Source organism: Clostridium pasteurianum BC1 (genome assembly GCF_000389635.1).
Taxonomy (GTDB): domain Bacteria; phylum Bacillota; class Clostridia; order Clostridiales; family Clostridiaceae; genus Clostridium_I; species Clostridium_I pasteurianum_A.
Genome location: NC_021182.1, coordinates 2,016,004 through 2,030,762, shown reverse-complemented (window position 1 = coordinate 2,030,762; position 14,759 = coordinate 2,016,004). Strand labels below are relative to the sequence as shown.

Genomic DNA, 14,759 nt, shown 5'->3' with positions numbered 1-14,759 from the left:
ATTCATTCTCTGCATGTATTATATATAAAAATTATGTAGATAAGATGAAGAATTTAAATTTGTAGCCTTTGTCCAATTTTTATTTTACTCTTCTAGCCGTCAAGTAATCACTTCTACCTAGAGGTGATATTTTAACAAAATCTCCCGTGTGAGGTGCATGTATGTACATACCATCTCCTATATACATCCCCATGTGATGTGGATTATCATAGGTTCCAAAGAAAACTAAATCTCCTGGTTGAAGCTGATCTCTTGACACTCCTACTCCATCTTTTATTTGATCATATGTAGTTCTTCCAACTGATATGCCAAACTTTTTATATACATATTGAGTAAATCCAGAGCAATCAAAGCCAGGATTTGGAGATGTGCCTCCCCATACATATGGCGTGCCTAAGAAGCTTGATGCATATGCTATAATGGAATCATTAGAAACTGCTCCACCTCTATTTATACTAACATTTTTATTGGAATTGTTAGCAGCAATATTTGTAGATTTATTTGCTTCACTACTTGCACCATTGTTTTGACTTACATTTTCAGCTGCCTGTTGAGCTGCTTGTTCAGCCGCCTTAGCAGATGCAATTCTTTGCTTTATTGAATCAATTTGAGCCTTTGTAGACGCACTTGACTCAACTGCTGACTTCTGCTGTGCTTTAGCGTCTGCAATAAGCGGCTGCTGCTGTGCTTTCTTATTATTTAAGTCATCTAATTTTTTCTCACTATCATTTTTTAAAGAAATTAAATTTTCTTTATCACTTGCAAGCTTATCCTGTTTCTCTTGAAGAGCTTGTCTTCTTATATTTAAATTTGATATTATCTTGTCATTAAATTCGGTTACACTCTTTATTGTTTCTACTTTTGAAATAAAATCACTTATTCCCTTGGAATCTAACAACATACTTACATATCCACTATTTCCATTGATATATATAGCCCTCATTCTCTTATTATAGAGTTCTTTTTCAGCCTTCATATCCTGTTCAGATCTCTCAATACTTTTCTGTGCACTATCTATGTCTGACTCTGTTTTAATTATTTTACCCTTAACATTATCAATTTCCGTCATACTCTGCTGAATTTGGTTATCCAACATTTCTATACTTGCCTCTATATCGTTGACTTTCTTTTGTGCTCCATTTAGAGTATTCTGACTTTGATTGTATTGATTTTGTGATGTATTTAATTGTTCATCTAATGATGGCGCGGCTAAAGTTCTAACATTCATTGTAAGTACTATACCTAAAGACAGAACAGCAGCTAATATTCTCTTATTCAAACCGTTATCCCCCTAATTTTATATGTCTTTTTATAAACAGAATTCTTGGCATTAGGTGGAGTTTTTATTCCACCTGATGCTTAGAAGTCGTTATACAGGGACGTATCCACTCTTTACCCCCACTTTGAAAAAGATGGGAGTATTAGAGTGGGTAGTCATCGGATAACCCTACCCATATTAATTTTCAACTTATTTTATCACATAAATGTGTAGAACATATGAAGATTTGAATTAATAACGACAGAAAAACTTATAAAGCCCTATATTTTTGCAATATAAGGCTTTATAAAATCTTATTTTTACAATTATTATTTATTTAGCAACCTGTTTTTAATAACGGATTTGTTGGGAAGCTTGAATCTGCACATCCTATACAGGGATGATCAACTTGTACGCACCACCCTTGTCCATTATTCCATTTGAAAGTTGGACATACATTTTCAGTCATTGGTCCCTTACACCCAATCATCATATAACATCCATATATACCTGGCTGATTTACCTTTTGGAGAGGTCTTCTAGGACATACGTCATGAATCATTGTCCCATAATATTTAGTTGGTCTATTATTCATATCTAATGCAGGTGTTCCTATTAATATAAGATCTAGTGATGTCTGTATTAAAACTGTTGGATGAACAGGACATCCAGGAAGATTTATTATAGGATTTGTAGTTTTGCCACTTAATACTGTTTCTACTGATTGACATAATGTAGTATTAGGACTAGAAGCCGGTACTCCTCCAAAAGATGCACAAGCTCCTGCTGAAACTACATACTTAGCCATAGGGCCATATTTTAATAAAGCCTGCTGCATTGTTAATGGTGAACCATTCTGTTCACCAATAATACAATAATATCCATTTTCTCCAGTTGGTACTGCACCCTCAATTACAAGTATAAATTGTCCATTATATTGATTAGCTGCTGCATCAAGAGTTTGCACAGCACTTTCTCCTGCTGTAGTCATAAGAGTTGTACTATATTTCACACTTACCTTATTTAATAAAACATCATCAATAGTGGTAGGATCAGTAACATTTAGCATTGATACTGTACATCCTGAACAACTTGCTCCATTAAGCCAAATAATTGGTGGATCTGTTTCTGCTGCAAGTACTGTATTAACTCTACCTATATCAAGATCAACATTTAGTGCTAATGCAGTTGCTGCAGACCATTTAAGAAAATCTCTTCTGCTAATTTTCATAATATCACTCTCCTCAAATTTAATCACAAGATGGAATTTATTTTGATTGTGCGTCTTTACATTTTTTTACTCACTTACTTTTTTATTGTATAAAACTCTTATGAAGAAATTATGAAGAAATAAAAGGCCTTGCCCTTCTTTTGTTACGGTAAAAATGCTTTAGAAACCGCTAAAACCATATTAATTAATTGATTTGGGTAAATTCCAAGAACGACAAGGGCTATCATAGATACAGTAAGTGCCAATTTGGTACTTTTTGATACAGGAATTGATTCAAATTTCTTAGGACCTTCTCCAAAATACATGACCTTAACAACTCTAAGATAGTAGTATGCTGATACCACGCTCATACCAATACTTAAAAATGCTAGCCACAATTGTCCCTTCTCTATTATAGCTAAGAAAAGATAAAATTTTCCTATAAATCCAGCCAAGGGCGGCATTCCTGCCAGAGAAAGTAAAGAAATGAGCATTACAGCCGCCAGAAAAGGTGATTTTCGGGCTAAATAAGCATAATCTTTAATTTCATTACTACCTGTTGCTTTATAAACAGCAATTGCAACCCCAAAAGCACCCATATTGGCAAAAATGTAAAATAAACTATAGAGTAAAATGGCTGCCACACCAAGGTTTGAATTAGCAATAACACCTAATAAAAAATAACCGGCTTGCGCAATACTTGAGTAAGCTAGCATCCTTTTGATATTGGTCTGAGGAATGGCAATTAGATTGCCTAATATTACGGTTAAAACAGATAAGAGGATGACTAATTCAACCCAATAGCTAGAAATAGATGACATACCACCCATAAAAAGTCTTAGCAATACTGCCAAAGCAGCAGTTTTGGATGCTACTGCCAAAAATACAGTGATTGAAGTAGGTGCTCCTTCATAAATATCTGGTGCCCACATATGAAAAGGAACAATAGCAATTTTAAAAGCAAAGCCTGCCATTAAAAATATCATCCCCAGTATTTCTAAGGGTACAAAATGTCCTGCTCTTAACACACCTGCAATTTCTTTAATAATGGTAGTTTGTGTTACACCATACATTAAACTTAATCCATACAAAAAAATTGCTGAAGACATTGCACCTAAAATAATGTATTTTAAACTTGCTTCTTTTGATTTCTCATCACCTTGATAAGCTATTAAAATACAAAAAGAAATGGTCATTAGTTCTAGCCCCATATACAGAGTTATAAGTTCTCCAGAAGATGCCATAACCATCATTCCCAAAAGTGCTGAAACAATTAATGCATAGAACTCTCCTTGTTTAGATGCTATATGATCTTTAGAAACTAGAACAGTTAAGATGGCAGCAACTAAAAATAGCTGTTTAAAAAAAATACTAAAAGAATCAATAATGTAAGCTCCGCCAAAGAAAGTTTGTGGATGATTACCATTGAATAAAGAAACTATTAAAATTGTAAAAAGACCTATTCCTGTGAGCAATGCAAATTTCTTTTTATGCTTTGGCAGTAATAAATTTGCTACCAAAAGTATAAGACATAAAGCTGCAGTTAAAAGTTCAACTATATAACTAACCATTAAAATCCCCTCCCTATAAGCCCTGCTTCTGAAATTCTCTTAATCAAGGGAATTGCCCCACTATGAATAAGATTAATTAGCGGTGCTGGGAATAGGCCAAAAAATATTAATACACCTGACAAGATAACTATAGGGATCATTTCCACACCTTTGGCATCTTTTAAGTGATCCAATTCTTTTTTTCTAGGACCTAAGAAAGTATCTTGAATCACCTTTAATATATAAACAGCAGTAATGACAATTCCTAGAACAGCTAAAATTGAGATGACTTTAAAGGGTATAACTGAAAATAATTTTGTTGTTTTGCTAAATGAACCTACAAATATGAGAAATTCAGCAACAAAATTATTCAGCCCTGGTAAACCTAGTGATGCAAAGCCAGCAATTGTAAAACCAATGGCTATTCTTGGCATCTGATGCATTAGCCCTCCAAATCGAACAATTTCTCGGGTATGAGCCTTATGATAAATATTACCTATTAAAGTAAAGAATAATGCTGTCATAATGCCATGAGCAAACATCTGTGCTACTGCCCCATCAATTCCTGTAAAATTTAAAGAGGCAATTCCCAAAAGTACATACCCCATATGGCTTACGCTGGAATAACCAATTACAAATTTTAAATCCTTTTGAGCCATGGCAACCAAAGCACCATATACTACATTGGCAATGGATAGTACTGCAATTAAAGGAACCCAGTATTTTGCACCTTCCGGGAAAAGAAATATTCCAGCCCTGATAATCCCATAGCCGCCTAGTTTCATCAAAACTCCAGCATGGAGCATGCTCACAGCTGTTGGTGCCGCTACGTGTCCATCAGGAGACCATGTATGAAAGGGCCACATAGGAACTAAAATGCCAAAGCCTATTAGCATCAGAAAAAAAGCAAATTTCTGAAAGCCAAAACTATATTTAATACTGCTAAGAGTTTGAATATCAAAACTTGTTATTCCCAAGTTATTTGCGTAGACAAAAGTTGCAATGATCCCAACTAAGACAAGCGAACTACCTACCAATAAATACAGAGTTAACTTCATTGCTGCGTAGTCTTTTCGAGTACTTCCCCAAACTCCAATTAAAATATACATTGGAATAACAGCTATTTCAAAGAATAGGAAAAAGAAAAATAAATCTCGGGAAATAAATACACCAAAAACACCTGCAACCAATAAGAGTAGAAATATGAAGAATTCCTTGATTCTATTCTCCATTTTCCATGATGCAAAAACACCTGTAAAAATAACAATAGAGGTAAGCAGTATCAAAGGCAAGCTTAAACCATCTACTCCAACTGAATAATTAATTCCGAAGGCAGGTATCCAGGGATATATCTCCATAAATTGAAGCCCACCTATTCCTCTATTATAAGTTACAAAAGCTACAATGGACAGAAACAATGAAATTGAAGTGACAATTGCTGTGGTTACTTTTATTTCCTTCACCTTAGTTGCTGGAAACAAAAGTATTATCATAATACCTAAAATCGGTGCTAATAATATTAATGTTAATATGGGAAATTGCATCTATACCCCTCCTAAAATCGGTGCTGCTAACCATAGAATTATGAAAGCAATTGCTATAAAAAAAATTAAAGCATAATTCTGCACACTACCCGAGTTAACAAGTCTAAGTCTAATACCCATCCTTTTTATTAAAGAAGTAGTATTATCAAAAATTCCATCTACTATCTTTCGATCCCACCAATGGAAGAAATGAGAAATGTTTAAAACAACTCTGTCATATAGCCAATTATAAAACTCATTGAAATAATATTGATTAAAAAGAAGTTGATGAATTGGTTTGAATCTCACACTAAGAGCTTCACTTGATACTATTTTCTTACCATAAATAAGCCAGCTAAATATGATTCCACCAAAAGCTACCGCCACCGATTCACTCATGATGATTAGATTTGGCACTGTACTTTGGGTTGCCTGAAAATATATGTATGAAGCAAAAGTCTTATTCAGAAAACCATAGAATATTGCAAAAACTGATAATATTATTAAAGGTAACGTCATATTCCAAGGAATTTTATGTACTGAATGCTTTTGCTTTTCCTGGCCAAAGAAGACGGTAAAAACCAGACGTGACATATAAAAAGCTGTTAAAAATGCTGTGATTAAACCTAAATAATATAAAAACCTATAGCCATGTTCGTAAGTTATAGACAAAATTTCATCCTTGCTGAAAAAACCAGACAAAGGTGGAATCCCTGCCAAGGATAAAGAACCAATAATGAAAGTCCAGCTGGTAATTTTCATTTTTTTAATTAGACCACCCATTTTAAAAATGTCCTGTACACCAATAGCATGAATAATACTACCTGCACCTAAAAATAATAAAGCTTTAAAAAATGCGTGACTGGTAAGATGAAATATGCCAGCAGTAAATCCTCCTACACCCATTGCCATAACCATATAACCTAACTGACTCATGGTGGAAAAAGCCAATATCCTTTTTAAATCCCTTTGCACCAGAGCAATAGTACCTGCCATAAAGGCAGTTATTCCTCCAATGTACGCAATTACTAAACTCACTTCATGTAATGAGGAAAATAAGATATAACCACGTGCAAGGAGATATACACCAGCTGCCACCATTGTAGCTGCATGAATTAAAGCACTTACAGGTGTTGGTCCTTCCATAGCATCCGGAAGCCAGACATGCAGTGGAAATTGAGCTGACTTTGCAACTGGACCTGCAAAAATTAATAATGCTGCAATAGTAAGAACGAAAACATTTGGATAAGTGGGGATACTAACAGCAAGTTCCCTAAAATTAAAACTTCCAAAAGCTATAAAGAGACAAAGGATTCCTAATAAAAATCCAAAATCCCCCACTCTATTGGCGATAAATGCTTTTTTACTAGCTCTTATAGCCGAATGCTTATGAAAATAAAAGCCAATGAGAAGATAAGAACATAAACCTACTAATTCCCAGAAAAAAAACATCTGAAAATAGTTATTGGCAATAACTAAACCTAACATAGAGCTGCTGAACAGCGATAAATTTGCAAAGAATCTAGAAAACCCCGGATCATTTTGCATGTATCCTAAGGAATATATTTCCACCAACAATCCAATAAAAGTCACAATTAAAAGCATAACTGCAGTAAGTGGATCAATTAATACTCCTGCTGCAATATTAATTGGAACTGAAAGCCATGAAACAGCATATTCAATAGGCTGTTTAATACTAACTCCAGAAGCAATAACATCATAAAAAACACCTAAAGAAAATATAAAAGAAAGAGACATTCCTGTTATTGCAATTATTGCACTAATACGTTTAAATCCTTTTGTAATAAAGGCTATAAGTAAAAATGTAATTGCTGGAAATATTGGAATTAACCAAGCTAAACTTATAAATATCATCATAGCACCTACCATTTCAAAATATTGAAATCTTCTACATTGGTTGTAGTACGACTGCGGTAAATATTTAGGATAATAGCTAAACCCACAGCAATTTCAGCTGCTGCAACCACAATGACAAAAATAGCGAAGATATGTCCTGTAACTTTTGCAGGTGCTAAGAACCTATTAAAAGCTACTAAATTTATATTAACTGCATTCATCATAATTTCCACAGACATTAATACACTTATAACATTTCTTTTTGCAAAAGCTCCATATAGTCCAACACAAAACAAAGCTGCTGCTAATAAAAGATAACCCTCTAAACCAACCATTTAATTTTTCACTCCTTTAGCTAAAATAATAGCTCCTACCATAGCAATCAACAAAAGTATGGCAGAAATTTCAAATGGAATCATATAATTTCCAAAGAATCCTTCTGCAATAGAGCCAATGGTATTTTTTATTTCTAAATTTTTATAAGTAAAACGACTGACTATAATCAAACGTGCAATCACCCCAAAAAATCCCAAACAAACTATTAGACTGACCCATCTTAATTTATTAAATGGATTACTATTTTTCATTTCACTTCTTCGTGTAAGCATTATAGCAAATACGATTAAAATAGAAATAGCACCAGCATAAATCAAAATCTGTACTAAGCCCAGAAAATCAGCTTCAAGCAAAATGAAAACTACTGCGATACCTATAAATGTTAATATCAGTAATAGTGCACTATGTACAATATTTTTTGAATGAATAACGCCTATGGCACAAGCTAAAATTAGAATTGCTATAGGCCAAAAAACAAAAGATGAGATCATAATAAGTCCTCCTTACTGCTGAATAGTGTCAATTTGGTTTCAGCTCTATTATAAGTACTTAATTCAAAATCTGAAGTAGACTGTAAGGCTTTACTAGGACAGCTTTCAACACAAAGTCCACAAAAAAGGCAATACATTAATTCCATTTCATACTTACTTAAATGTCTTTTATTATTTTCATCTTTATAACTGGCAATGGTAATAACTCTATTAGGACAGCTCAAAGCACAAATACCACAAGAAATACATTTCTCTGGATCTAGTTTAAAAGAGCAACGGGAACGTGGTGGCAGCTTAGGATGCTGTTCTGGATACTGCTCTGTAATATTTTTTTCAAATAAATGTCCTAGTGTTACTCTAAGACCATTGATTAATCCTTTACCAAACATCTAACTCACCCCTTAATTAACTGAAAGATTTTAACACCTATTCCTGTAAATAAAACATTCATCAAAGAAATAGGAATAAGATATTTCCAATTTAAAGACATCATATGATCCAACCTAAATCTAGGAAAAGTCCAGCGAACCAACATGAATAATAAAATTATTACATAGGTTTTTAATATAAACCAAATCCAGGAAGGTAATATAGGACCACTTGCACCACCTAAAAACAAAGTAACAATAAGTGCTGAAATAGCAAACATATTGGTGTATTCAGCAAGATAAAAAAGTGCATAGCGCATTCCACTATATTCTGTAAATGGTCCAGCTATTATCTCCTGTTCTCCTTCAGGCAGGTCAAAAGGTCCTCTATTTAGCTCCGCTGTTGCAGCAATAAAGTAAACAACAAAGGCAATAGGCTGTAAAAAAATGAACCAGACATTATGTTGTGCTGAAATGATTTCTGCCAAATTTAAAGAACCGCTTAGCATGACAATGCCAAGAAGAGAAAAAATCATAGGTATTTCATAGCTGATCATTTGGGCAACTACTCGCATTCCCCCTAGGAGAGAATATTTATTATTAGATCCCCATCCTGCCATTAGAATTGGTACGGAAGCAGTTCCTGAAATGGCTATAAAATAAATCACACCCAAATTTAAATTAGCTGCAATCATATTTTCGCCAAAGGGTAAAACCGCGTAGACTAATAGAGCAGGAACCATAACTAATAAAGAGGCTAACCGAAAGACCCATCGGTCTGCTTTGTCAGGAATAATATCTTCTTTACCTAAAAGCTTAACCACATCGGCCAAGCTCTGAAGAATCCCCCGAGGCCCAAATCTATTCGGTCCCAGACGTTGCTGCAGAAAGCCACAAAATTTTCTCTCTAAATAGATTAGATACATTGCATTTAGCAAAACAAAAGCTACAATAGCTATAAAATAAATAATACTCATAATGATGCTAACCAAAATATGGGGTATTCCTAAGGCTAAAATCAATTTTTCGGTCCAGTTAGATATATTTATAAAGATATTTTCCATTTTTCCCTCCTATTATCGATCAACTTCACCCAATATGGGATCCAGTGAGGCTAAAATAGCAACTGCATCCTGAATTGTACCTTCTTTAGCCATTTCAGGGAAAGCACCAAGATTAACAAAAGATGGTCCATGAATATGAAGTCTATAAGGTTTATTAAGCCCATCGCTTACAAGATAATAGCCTAGAGCACCTTTAGAACCCTCAATTTGGTGATAAATATCTCCTTTTGGTGGTTTTATCATCCTAGGAACTTTAGCTAAAATCGGTCCCTGTTGAATTTGCTGTAGTGCTTGTTTAATAATTTTTATACTTTCCTCCATTTCACCAATACGCATTAGCCATCTTTCGTAGCAGTCACCATTTTTCCCAACAATCACCTTGAATTTGAAACGCTGGTAAATACCATAGGGTACATCACGTCTTAAATCAAAATCGATACCAGAAGCTCTCAAATTTGGACCTGTTAATCCATAAGCCAAAGCTCTTTCTCCGTTAATAATTCCAACATCTTTAGTTCTGGCTTGAAAAATTTCATTTCCTGTAATGATGCGTTCATATTCTACAAAACTTTTGTCCATATCTGTAAGAAAATTTCTTAACTTTGGTATAAATTCCTCAGGCAGATCCTGACTTACTCCGCCAATGCGCATATAATTTGTTGTCATTCTGGAGCCACAAACCATTTCAAACAAATCCAGAATTTTTTCTCTATCTCTAAAAAAATACATCCAAGGAGTAGCTCCGTTGAGATCAATTGCCATACTCCCTAAAAAAACTTGGTGACTGGCAATTCTCTGTAGTTCAGCCATAATAATGCGAAGATATTCGGCTCTTTCCGGAACCTCAATTTCCATAAGCTTCTCCACCGTTTGAACATAACCCAATTCATTTAACATTCCAGATAGGTAATCCAATCTATCGGTATAAGGTATAAATTGAGTATATGTTCTGGATTCAGCTAATTTTTCCATACCTCTATGTAAGTAGCCAATGACATTTTCAACATTAACAATACTCTCTCCATCCAAAGTGAAAATTGCTCGATATACTCCATGAGTACTAGGGTGCTGTGGTCCAAAATTCAGAGTCATTTCCTCAGTATGAAACATTTTCTGTTGTATCATCACCAAACCTCCTCTCTATCGACCTTCAATAATTTTAAAATCTTTTCGTAAAGGATGTCCAATAAAATTATCTGGACACAATATCCTCTTTAAATTTGGATGACCAATAAAGTTGATTCCAAATAGATCATATACTTCTCTTTCCTGAACATTTGCCGCCGCCCAATCCTTAGTCAATGAAGGAATCTCAAGTTTTTCATCAAGTTTTACCTTGATTCTAATTAACTCATGGGTTCTTAATGACATAAAATGATAAATACAGCTTAATCTTTCTTCTTCAACTGCTGTCAAATCCACTAAAAAATTAAAGCCATACTCTTTTACCTTTTTTACAACTCCTAGAAAAGTATTAACTTCTATACAAATAGCCATTTGCGTATTTTCCATGATTTCAACATTTTGTTGATACTCTTCTTTTAATGTCAAAATCATCTGGTCACTAATTCTACTCACCGATACTCACCTCTTCCGGATGAATAATTTTTTCTTTTAAAGTTAAAAGACCATGAAGTAATGCCTCAGGCCGGGGAGGACAGCCTGGAATATAAACATCTACTGGTAAAAATGTGTCTGCACCAGGGACAACGCTATAGGAATCTACAAAAGGACCGCCACTAGTGGCACAACTCCCCATAGCAATTACCCATTTTGGCTCTGGCATTTGTTCGTAAATTCTTTTCACAATAGGTGCCATTTTTTCAGTAACAGTTCCAGCAACAATCATCAAATCTGCTTGCCTTGGTGAAGCACGAAAAACTTCATAGCCAAAGCGTGCAATATCATAACGAGCACCTCCTGCTGCCATCATTTCAATAGCACAGCAGGCTAACCCAAATGTTAAAGGCCAAAAGGAATGAGCACGACAAAAATTTAATGCATCATCTAATTTGGTTAATTTAATATTTTTTTCTATCTCTTCTTGAATGTATTTATTCTGTTCAAATTTCATTTCCACTCTAATGCCCCCTCTTTCCACGCATACCATAAACCAATGATTAGAATGCCGATAAAAATAAACATCTCAGCAAAAGCGAATAAGCCAAGTGTCTTAAATTTCACTGCCCATGGCAAAAGAAAAACTGTTTCAACATCAAAAAATAAAAATACCAAAGCATACATAAAATAACTGGCTTTAAATCTAATCCAAGTTGAGCCAGTAGTCTCAACCCCACACTCATAAGTAGATAACTTTTCTTTATTAGGCTTATTAGGCCTTACAAAAGAAGCAGTTAACAAAACAACCATTCCAAAAATAAATGAGGCTATGAGAAAAATTCCGATCATCAGAAAATTTTGTAACATTTTTATCTCCTCTCTATCTAACTCTCAAAGAGAAATGTTTTTATTCATTACTCTACTAGTTAAAATAATAATTACAAAATAATATAAAGATATTATGAAGATTTAAAAAAATAGACAAACACTCTTTTTTAAGACACCTTAATATCTACATACTATCTTTACATCTTTTTTATATAATTAAACACAATATCAATTAGGTCAAGAAATTTTTTTATCCGATGACTAGCCGCTGTAACACTCCATCTAAAGGTGGAGATAACATCGGCACGTCCCTGGATAATTCATCTAAACTCAGTGGGAATACAAACTCCTACTGAGTAAGATTCATTGATTATTAATATAAGAAAGGTTTTGAGAATAAATGAAATTTCAAGAAATTTATAAACCAATAATAAATGAACTTGATCAAGTAGAAGAAGAACTTAAAAATTTGAGTTCAAGTATGCTTTATTATAATTCACTACATGAAATCATGGAATATTTTTTTAAAATTCCCGGTAAACATCTTCGTCCTACTTTAGTATTATTGTCAGCAGGAACTATAAATTCAAAGCTCCCAACTCATTCTGAATCTTCCCTGCTACAGCTAGCTGTGGCAGTAGAGCTCATACATAGTGCAAGCTTAATTCATGACGATGTTATTGATGGTGATATTTTTCGTAGAGGGCAAAAAACCTTAAATAAAATTTACGGAAGAAAGATAGCCGTACTCACTGGTGATGTTCTTTATTCTCATGCTTTTTTAATCATTAATAAATCTCTTCCTAAAAAATTAATACACAGCTTAATTCAAGTAACTGCAAATATGTGTGCTGCTGAAGTAGATCAGGCTCAAAATACTCTATCTGATAAAGAAATGTATTTTAATATTATAAAAGGTAAAACAGCTTCATTTATGGGACTTTGCTGCCGCTTGGGATGTGAAATTGTAGGTGGAAGTGAAGAAGAAATTTTAAGCTTAGAGGAATACGGCTTAAATCTTGGTATGGCATACCAAATAATTGATGATTATACGGATGGTGATATAAAAGCCACAAGTAATGTAACCTTGGAAGATGCTAATTATTTTGGCGAAAAAGCCAAAGATGCACTAAGAAATTTTAAAGCTTCGACCTATAAAGATAGCTTAATAAACATGGTGGATCATATTTTAACATTTTCGCATAGTAAAACTGAAAATGCTTAGATTACTATAATTAAAAAACATTTTTTAATTTTTTCTTTACACCAATTGGAGTATTAGAAATAAATATTTCCAATACTTCAACTGCCGTAATGAATGCTCTAACTATTCAATCACTTCAATAATAAAAAATAACAATCGACTAGAAAATAGAGGAGAGCTGACCTACTGCTTAAAAAAAATTAAATTAGGTATTATTGAATAAATGAAGAAATTAAAATTGATATTAATAAACCGGCAGTCACAGCCAAATGATATTTTAACCCAACCTGGCCAATAAGCCCCATTGTTTTTCCCTTTGTATTAGCATTCTTATCATAGGATAAAAAATTAGATATGGATTTATATGGAAAAAATACAATGACAGGTGCCAGTATGACAACAGGATAAATATGTAATACTACTAAAACAACAGTCAATACAAGCAACCCTATTACATTAAATATCCAAAGCTTCTCAGCATTTTTAATGCCAATGATTATAGGTAAAGTTTTTCTTCTAACCAGTCTATCCTCTTCCAAATCGCTTAAGTTATTAGACAGTAATATAGTACCAATAAATAGTGCAGTAGGCACTGCTACCAACACCGTATTCAATGTAAGTACACCTGAATGAATATAAATCACTGTTGTAGTTATACCAATACCCATAGTTACTCCTGATACAGCTTCGCCTACGGGTGTATATGAAATGGGCAAAGGTCCAAAAGCATATAAGATTGAAACAATACCTCCAACAACAGCAACCAGTAAAATATAATAGCTTGTTTGGCTAGCTATAAAAATACCAATTATAGAAGCAATGAATTCATATATAAATATAATAAACAATACCTGCTTAGGAGTAATCTCACCGCTTATTAAAGCTTTTTCATTGCCACTCTTTCCATTATCTGCTCCTCGTTTAAAATCAAAATAATCATTAATCATATTAGTGGAACTTTGAATCAGTATCATAGCAAATATTAATAATATAAAATACAAAATATTAAATTTTTTAAAAGCATAAAATGAATAAATTGAACCTAAAATCACAGGAATAGTTCCTGCAACAAGAGTTTTTATATCCATAAGTTTTATTATTGACTTAAAACTCATATTCTCATCTCTCCTCACTGAAGTGTTTATTCTTAATAATAGCATTTGTAACAGTTAAATATGAAATTAACACCTTATTTTCATCAAGCATTTCTATGCTCCAGACATGAGATGTCTTTCCCTTATGCATAAGCTTCCCCTTTGCAATAATATAACCTTCTATTTTTTTTGGTTTCATATGATTTGCAGTTATATTTTGGCCTACTGCCATTTCATCTTTATTTATTTTTTGATTTGAAGCGTACCCAGCAATAGTTTCTCCAAAGGCAATGGTTGCACCACCATGTAAATAGCCAAATGTTTGATCATGAAATTGTGTTAAGGTCATTTTAGCCTCAAGCTTATGTTCATGTATATGAACATATTCAATATTTAAACTCTCTATTAAGTTCATA

16 protein-coding genes are annotated in these 14,759 nt (G+C 33.5%); 1 reads left to right on the top strand and 15 read right to left on the bottom strand.

Features of this window, described 5'->3' with window-relative positions; all coding sequences use genetic code 11:
- Positions 1 to 79 precede the first annotated feature (79 nt).
- From CLOPA_RS09525 to CLOPA_RS09465, 13 genes are all read right to left on the bottom strand, one after another.
- Positions 80 to 1,279 (bottom strand): C40 family peptidase, encoded by a 1,200-nt coding sequence (locus tag CLOPA_RS09525; RefSeq protein WP_015615216.1) that lies wholly within the window; start codon positions 1,277 to 1,279, stop codon positions 80 to 82.
- 316 nt (positions 1,280 to 1,595) lie between these two features.
- Complete coding sequence (locus CLOPA_RS09520; RefSeq protein ID WP_015615215.1) at positions 1,596 to 2,489, bottom strand: hydrogenase small subunit; 894 nt, start codon at positions 2,487 to 2,489, stop codon at positions 1,596 to 1,598.
- Between the two features lie 143 nt (positions 2,490 to 2,632).
- Positions 2,633 to 4,039, bottom strand: a complete 1,407-nt coding sequence (locus tag CLOPA_RS09515) for an NADH-quinone oxidoreductase subunit N (protein WP_015615214.1) — start codon at positions 4,037 to 4,039, stop codon at positions 2,633 to 2,635.
- The gene (locus tag CLOPA_RS09510) at positions 4,039 to 5,562 is read right to left on the bottom strand and encodes a complex I subunit 4 family protein (protein WP_015615213.1); all 1,524 of its coding nucleotides are present in this window, start codon (positions 5,560 to 5,562) and stop codon (positions 4,039 to 4,041) included. Before CLOPA_RS09510 ends, CLOPA_RS09515 begins: the two co-directional genes overlap by 1 nt.
- Positions 5,563 to 7,431 carry an NADH-quinone oxidoreductase subunit L gene (gene nuoL / locus CLOPA_RS09505; RefSeq protein WP_041710854.1) on the bottom strand — a complete coding sequence of 623 codons (1,869 nt, stop codon included), beginning with the start codon at positions 7,429 to 7,431 and terminating at the stop codon, positions 5,563 to 5,565.
- The gene (gene nuoK / locus CLOPA_RS09500) at positions 7,425 to 7,733 is read right to left on the bottom strand and encodes an NADH-quinone oxidoreductase subunit NuoK (RefSeq protein ID WP_015615211.1); all 309 of its coding nucleotides are present in this window, start codon (positions 7,731 to 7,733) and stop codon (positions 7,425 to 7,427) included. Before nuoK ends, nuoL begins: the two co-directional genes overlap by 7 nt.
- Positions 7,734 to 8,225, bottom strand: a complete 492-nt coding sequence (locus CLOPA_RS09495; RefSeq protein WP_015615210.1) for an NADH-quinone oxidoreductase subunit J family protein — start codon at positions 8,223 to 8,225, stop codon at positions 7,734 to 7,736.
- On the bottom strand, positions 8,222 to 8,614 hold the full coding sequence (locus CLOPA_RS09490; RefSeq protein WP_015615209.1) for a NuoI/complex I 23 kDa subunit family protein: 393 nt from the start codon (positions 8,612 to 8,614) through the stop codon (positions 8,222 to 8,224). The genes CLOPA_RS09495 and CLOPA_RS09490 overlap by 4 nt, the downstream gene beginning before the upstream one ends.
- Before the next feature lie 5 nt (positions 8,615 to 8,619).
- The gene (gene nuoH / locus CLOPA_RS09485; protein WP_015615208.1) at positions 8,620 to 9,657 is read right to left on the bottom strand and encodes an NADH-quinone oxidoreductase subunit NuoH; all 1,038 of its coding nucleotides are present in this window, start codon (positions 9,655 to 9,657) and stop codon (positions 8,620 to 8,622) included.
- Between the two features lie 12 nt (positions 9,658 to 9,669).
- A complete protein-coding gene (locus CLOPA_RS09480; RefSeq protein ID WP_015615207.1) occupies positions 9,670 to 10,782 on the bottom strand; it encodes an NADH-quinone oxidoreductase subunit D in 1,113 nt (370 codons plus the stop codon).
- A gap of 15 nt (positions 10,783 to 10,797) precedes the next feature.
- The gene (locus tag CLOPA_RS09475) at positions 10,798 to 11,235 is read right to left on the bottom strand and encodes an NADH-quinone oxidoreductase subunit C (RefSeq protein ID WP_015615206.1); all 438 of its coding nucleotides are present in this window, start codon (positions 11,233 to 11,235) and stop codon (positions 10,798 to 10,800) included.
- Complete coding sequence (locus CLOPA_RS09470) at positions 11,228 to 11,737, bottom strand: NADH-quinone oxidoreductase subunit B (RefSeq protein WP_015615205.1); 510 nt, start codon at positions 11,735 to 11,737, stop codon at positions 11,228 to 11,230. The genes CLOPA_RS09475 and CLOPA_RS09470 overlap by 8 nt, the downstream gene beginning before the upstream one ends.
- Positions 11,728 to 12,084 (bottom strand): NADH-quinone oxidoreductase subunit A, encoded by a 357-nt coding sequence (locus tag CLOPA_RS09465; RefSeq protein ID WP_015615204.1) that lies wholly within the window; start codon positions 12,082 to 12,084, stop codon positions 11,728 to 11,730. The genes CLOPA_RS09470 and CLOPA_RS09465 overlap by 10 nt, the downstream gene beginning before the upstream one ends.
- Positions 12,085 to 12,445: 361 nt before the next feature.
- Between CLOPA_RS09465 and CLOPA_RS09460 the strand changes: the two genes are divergently transcribed.
- Positions 12,446 to 13,270, top strand: coding sequence for a polyprenyl synthetase family protein (locus CLOPA_RS09460; RefSeq protein ID WP_015615203.1), 825 nt, complete (start codon positions 12,446 to 12,448; stop codon positions 13,268 to 13,270).
- Positions 13,271 to 13,461: 191 nt separating this feature from the next.
- On the opposite strand, the gene CLOPA_RS09455 is transcribed toward CLOPA_RS09460, so the two are convergent.
- Positions 13,462 to 14,364, bottom strand: coding sequence for a prenyltransferase (locus tag CLOPA_RS09455; protein WP_015615202.1), 903 nt, complete (start codon positions 14,362 to 14,364; stop codon positions 13,462 to 13,464).
- Positions 14,365 to 14,368: 4 nt separating this feature from the next.
- Complete coding sequence (locus CLOPA_RS09450) at positions 14,369 to 14,758, bottom strand: PaaI family thioesterase (RefSeq protein WP_015615201.1); 390 nt, start codon at positions 14,756 to 14,758, stop codon at positions 14,369 to 14,371.
- Position 14,759 lies beyond the last annotated feature (1 nt).

Bases quoted from the DNA above. Each gene is read 5' to 3' on its own strand.
- CLOPA_RS09520 (WP_015615215.1), bottom strand. From the start codon at position 2,489: ATGAAAATTAGCAGAAGAGATTTTCTTAAATGGTCTGCAGCAACTGCA.
- CLOPA_RS09490 (WP_015615209.1), bottom strand. From the start codon at position 8,614: ATGTTTGGTAAAGGATTAATCAATGGTCTTAGAGTAACACTAGGACAT.
- CLOPA_RS09460 (WP_015615203.1), top strand. From the start codon at position 12,446: ATGAAATTTCAAGAAATTTATAAACCAATAATAAATGAACTTGATCAA.
- nuoH (WP_015615208.1), bottom strand. From the start codon at position 9,657: ATGGAAAATATCTTTATAAATATATCTAACTGGACCGAAAAATTGATT.
- CLOPA_RS09515 (WP_015615214.1), bottom strand. From the start codon at position 4,039: ATGGTTAGTTATATAGTTGAACTTTTAACTGCAGCTTTATGTCTTATA.
- nuoL (WP_041710854.1), bottom strand. From the start codon at position 7,431: ATGGTAGGTGCTATGATGATATTTATAAGTTTAGCTTGGTTAATTCCA.
- CLOPA_RS09495 (WP_015615210.1), bottom strand. From the start codon at position 8,225: ATGATCTCATCTTTTGTTTTTTGGCCTATAGCAATTCTAATTTTAGCT.
- CLOPA_RS09510 (WP_015615213.1), bottom strand. From the start codon at position 5,562: ATGCAATTTCCCATATTAACATTAATATTATTAGCACCGATTTTAGGT.
- CLOPA_RS09480 (WP_015615207.1), bottom strand. From the start codon at position 10,782: ATGATACAACAGAAAATGTTTCATACTGAGGAAATGACTCTGAATTTT.
- nuoK (WP_015615211.1), bottom strand. From the start codon at position 7,733: ATGGTTGGTTTAGAGGGTTATCTTTTATTAGCAGCAGCTTTGTTTTGT.
- CLOPA_RS09455 (WP_015615202.1), bottom strand. From the start codon at position 14,364: ATGAGTTTTAAGTCAATAATAAAACTTATGGATATAAAAACTCTTGTT.
- CLOPA_RS09465 (WP_015615204.1), bottom strand. From the start codon at position 12,084: ATGTTACAAAATTTTCTGATGATCGGAATTTTTCTCATAGCCTCATTT.
- CLOPA_RS09450 (WP_015615201.1), bottom strand. From the start codon at position 14,758: ATGAACTTAATAGAGAGTTTAAATATTGAATATGTTCATATACATGAA.